Origin of the sequence: Clostridium tarantellae (assembly GCF_009295725.1) — a bacterium.
Taxonomy (GTDB): domain Bacteria; phylum Bacillota; class Clostridia; order Clostridiales; family Clostridiaceae; genus Sarcina; species Sarcina tarantellae.
Genome location: NZ_WHJC01000296.1, coordinates 1 through 4072, shown reverse-complemented (window position 1 = coordinate 4072; position 4072 = coordinate 1). Strand labels below are relative to the sequence as shown.

Here is a 4072-nt window from a genome sequence, read left to right as displayed (position 1 = left end):
AAAGAGGCTTAAAAAACTAATCTTTAATGCCTCTTATAATAAACTTTATAAAATTAAAATTTATTCTTTAATATATATTATAGGATCTTCCCATCCAAAAATTATATGTCCATCTTTTTTTAATATTTCACTAACAATTAATATATCTTTTAATATTTTTTCTTTTAATATAAATTTAACTCCTGGTGCAAAATCACTTTCACCTTCCCCTACAAATTCTCCATCTTTTGTTTCATTATATATTATTGGTGTAAATTTTTTAGAAAGATTAAGTTCATTATAATCTAGTTCTAAGTGTTTGTTATCATTTCTAAAGTCTTGTTTTGCAATATCTGATGGTATTTCATAAGAATTTAAAACTATTTTTCCTTTTTCATTCTCTGTGAACAAAAATAAATGAGGTTCTATTGTTTTTACAGAATCTTTTTTAATTTTCAAATTTTTTTTATGTTCAAATTTTTTTTCATAATAGCTTTCTTCTATAATAAAATAGCCTTTAAAATTTTTAGGTAAATTTTTAATTTTACTATTACATATACCATTTATATGCTTAGCTTTAGGATGTTCTATCTTTCCTTTTTTCTTTTCAAACTCTATCTGTTTATCATTACTGAAAATACCACATAAATTTTCTATAAATAAATTTAATTTATTCATAACTCATGCCTTCTTTCATATAATCATTAATACTTTAAATTATATGTTGTTTATAGCCTTTGTCAACATTACAAAATTAACTATTTGCTTTATAGCTTTTTCTAATTATTTCAATTTAAATCATACTTTTACTTTTTTATAAAAGTTTTAATTTATTTAATTATGATATAAAATAATAATTAAATATTTATAAAAAGAAAGGATTTTATATTATGGCTGTTAATTTTAAAAATAGTTGGAATGATTTACTTAAAGAAGAATTTCAAAAAGAATACTATTTAAATTTAAGACAATTTCTCATAAATGAGTATAGAACATATACTATTTATCCGCAAATGGAAAATATATTTAATGCTCTTCATTATACTGATTATAAAGATGTAAAAGTTGTTATTATTGGTCAAGATCCATATCATGGACCAAATCAAGCTCATGGATTTAGTTTTTCAGTATTACCTAGAGTACCAGTTCCACCTTCTTTAAAAAATATTTTTAAAGAATTACATAGTGATTTAGGTTGTTATATTCCTAATAATGGCTTTTTAGAAAAATGGGCTTCCCAAGGTGTTTTATTGCTTAATACAGTACTTACTGTACGTGCTGGCAACGCAAATTCTCATAAGGGTAAGGGATGGGAGATTTTTACAGATAAAATAATAGAACTTCTTAATAATAGAGAAACCCCTATTGTTTTTATACTATGGGGAAATAATGCAATTTCAAAAAGTAAAATTATAACCAATCCTAATCATCATATTATAAAATCTGTTCACCCAAGTCCTTTATCTGCTTCAAGGGGCTTCTTTGGTTCTAAACCATTTTCAAAAACTAATGAATTTCTAAAATCTATAAATAAAACTCCTATAGATTGGCAAATATCTGATTTATAAAAGAATTTTATAGGAAACTTTTAAAATTATAAGAATATACTATCTATAAATAATTTATTTATAATAGAGGAAAGTAACTGTTGAAAAATATATAAAAACTTATAAAAAACTAATAAAGATTTTATAAAGAAAAGGAGGAAGTTGTCATTTCTATAAATAATAAAATTTATACTACAACTTACTTTTAGCATATAACAAGCTATTGTAAATCCCATATATTCGAAAGTATCATAATCATGGAATAGAATCTTAAGGGTATTAGTATCAATAAAAAATCTCATATGGTTGTGATTAGCAATAATCAAGTAAATATAAGAAATATAATTATGAAGATAGCTTGTATATGCACCATGCGTTGTATGGCAATTTAAGCCTTTGGACTATTACATCAAACGAAATTAGTATATGAATTTATTCATTATAAAATAGGATAGGATGAATAAGAAATTAAACACGATTTATAGATGTTTATAGATTTTTGGCAACGGTAATAATAAATGAATAATAATTTTAAATATGAAAATGATAGTTTTAAACTAGTTCCTTTAGATTTACCTGATAATTGTAAAGGAACTTTTATTACAATGACAAATAATGATTTTGAAATATTTAAACCAAATTCTATTTCACAATTTCAAACACTTCATCAACCCTTAAATATGACTAGATTAAATAATTTAAATGAAAACTTAATAAATTCCTCAAATGAGACTTCAATATTAAACTCTAATTTTTCAGCAGTTAAAAGCTTAATGGATAAGACTAATACTTTTGAAAATTTAAATGCAAATAATAACATACTTGTAAAAACACTTGTAGTAGTAAAAAAATCTACTGAATTATTTAATTAATTCTTTATTTAAAGCATCAATATTAAATTATTGATGCTTTTATTTTATATAATTTTAAAAAAACTCTATAAAACTACACAATATTATCATATAATGTAATATAATTATTGTATGATTAAAAAATTACAAATAATCTATTTTTTAACTTACTAAAAGCTACTTAATAAAATAACTAAAATGAGGAGTGATTATTTATTGCTGAGAAAAAAAATTGAAACAGCATATATTATACATGTAATTTTATATATTCTATTAATTATATTTGCTTTTTTTGCAAATAGCCCTACTGAAATTTTATCAGGATTAATTAAAATAATTATAAATTCTGATATTCTTATTACTGATTATATTTATCTTGCTGGCATTGGTGCAACCTTTATCAACTTATCTTTATTAGGCTTACTATGTATATATTTCTTTATTCATTTTAATTGTAAAGCATCTGGTAGAACTATAATGGCCTTATGGCTTCTTACTGGGTTTGCAATGTTTGGTAAAAACATATTTAATGTTTGGCCTATATTAATAGGTGTATGGCTATATTCTAAATTTAAAGATGAACCTTTAAGTAAGTATATTGTTACTGCTATACTTGGTACTAGCCTTGCTCCAACTGTTAGCTTATTTTCATTTTTTTCTGGAGTTCATATAATGTTAGGTTTATTAATAGGTTTTTTAGTAGGAATATGCATAGGTTTCATTCTTCCTCCAATAGCTGAACACTGTATAAATGTTCACTTCGGATTCAATTTGTATAATATTGGATTTGCTGGTGGAATAATAGCTATGGCAGTAACCTCTTTATTAAGAGCTGTAGGTCATGATTTTGATATAAGACTTTTATGGTATTCTGGAAATAATACTATTTTTGCATTAATCATGTTTGGTATAAGTATCTATTTTATATTTTGTAGTCTGATAATAGGTAAAGATAGAAAAAAAATTTTTTCTGATTTTAAAAGCATAAATAATAGTCATGGAAAGATGCCCTCAGATTTTTTCTTTAATTATAATTCAAGTTGTTACTTTAATATGGGGTTGTTAGGTTTAATTTCTACCTCTTTTGTACTTTTAATCAAAGGTGATCTAAATGGACCTACTATGGGCGCAATTTTTACAATGATAGGTTTTGGTTGCTTTGGTAAAAATATTATAAATGTTATTCCTGTAATGATAGGTGCTAGTTTGGCTGCTATTGTTAGTATATCTGCTATAAATTCCCCTTCAACTGTAGTAGCAATAATGTTTAGTACAGGACTTGCCCCTATATCAGGATATTTTGGATGGAAATATGGAATAATTGCAGGATTTATTCATGTATTTATTGTATCAAATGTTGGTTATATGCATGGAGGTTTAAATTTATATAACAACGGCTTAGCTTGTGGTTTTGTAGCTATGCTTATGATTCCTGTAATTGCTTCTATAAAAAATATAGATTTAAAAATTTTCAGATAAAAATTTTTATAAAATTCTATGGTTATAAAATAGCAATGGCTCATCTTCATTAATAAAGTATGAGCCATTTTTTATTTAATATTTATATATAACACCACTTTACAAGTAATTAAAAATTAATTTTATAAAAAATGAACCAAATTCCTAAAAACTGTGCAAACTATTAATACAACCAATACTAATAAAACACAGGAGGAATTTGGTTCTATGAATAGT

The 4072-nt window shown here is 23.8% G+C and carries 4 protein-coding genes; 3 read left to right on the top strand and 1 reads right to left on the bottom strand.

All coding sequences use genetic code 11. The features are described 5' to 3' along the window. Nucleotides 1-60 precede the first annotated feature (60 nt). Complete coding sequence (locus GBZ86_RS13400; protein WP_152891450.1) at nt 61-657, bottom strand: hypothetical protein; 597 nt, start codon at nt 655-657, stop codon at nt 61-63. Between the two features lie 212 nt (nt 658-869). Here GBZ86_RS13400 and GBZ86_RS13395 point away from each other — a divergent pair, with 212 nt between their 5' ends. From GBZ86_RS13395 to GBZ86_RS13385, 3 genes are all read left to right on the top strand, one after another. Continuing rightward, nucleotides 870-1547, top strand: a complete 678-nt coding sequence (locus GBZ86_RS13395) for a uracil-DNA glycosylase (protein WP_152891448.1) — start codon at nt 870-872, stop codon at nt 1545-1547. A 497-nt stretch (nt 1548-2044) separates the two neighbouring features. Then, nucleotides 2045-2398 carry a hypothetical protein gene (locus GBZ86_RS13390; protein ID WP_152891446.1) on the top strand — a complete coding sequence of 118 codons (354 nt, stop codon included), beginning with the start codon at nt 2045-2047 and terminating at the stop codon, nt 2396-2398. A 177-nt stretch (nt 2399-2575) separates the two neighbouring features. Then, on the top strand, nt 2576-3856 hold the full coding sequence (locus tag GBZ86_RS13385; RefSeq protein ID WP_152891444.1) for a DUF1576 domain-containing protein: 1281 nt from the start codon (nt 2576-2578) through the stop codon (nt 3854-3856). The last annotated feature ends 216 nt before the right edge of the window (nt 3857-4072 follow it).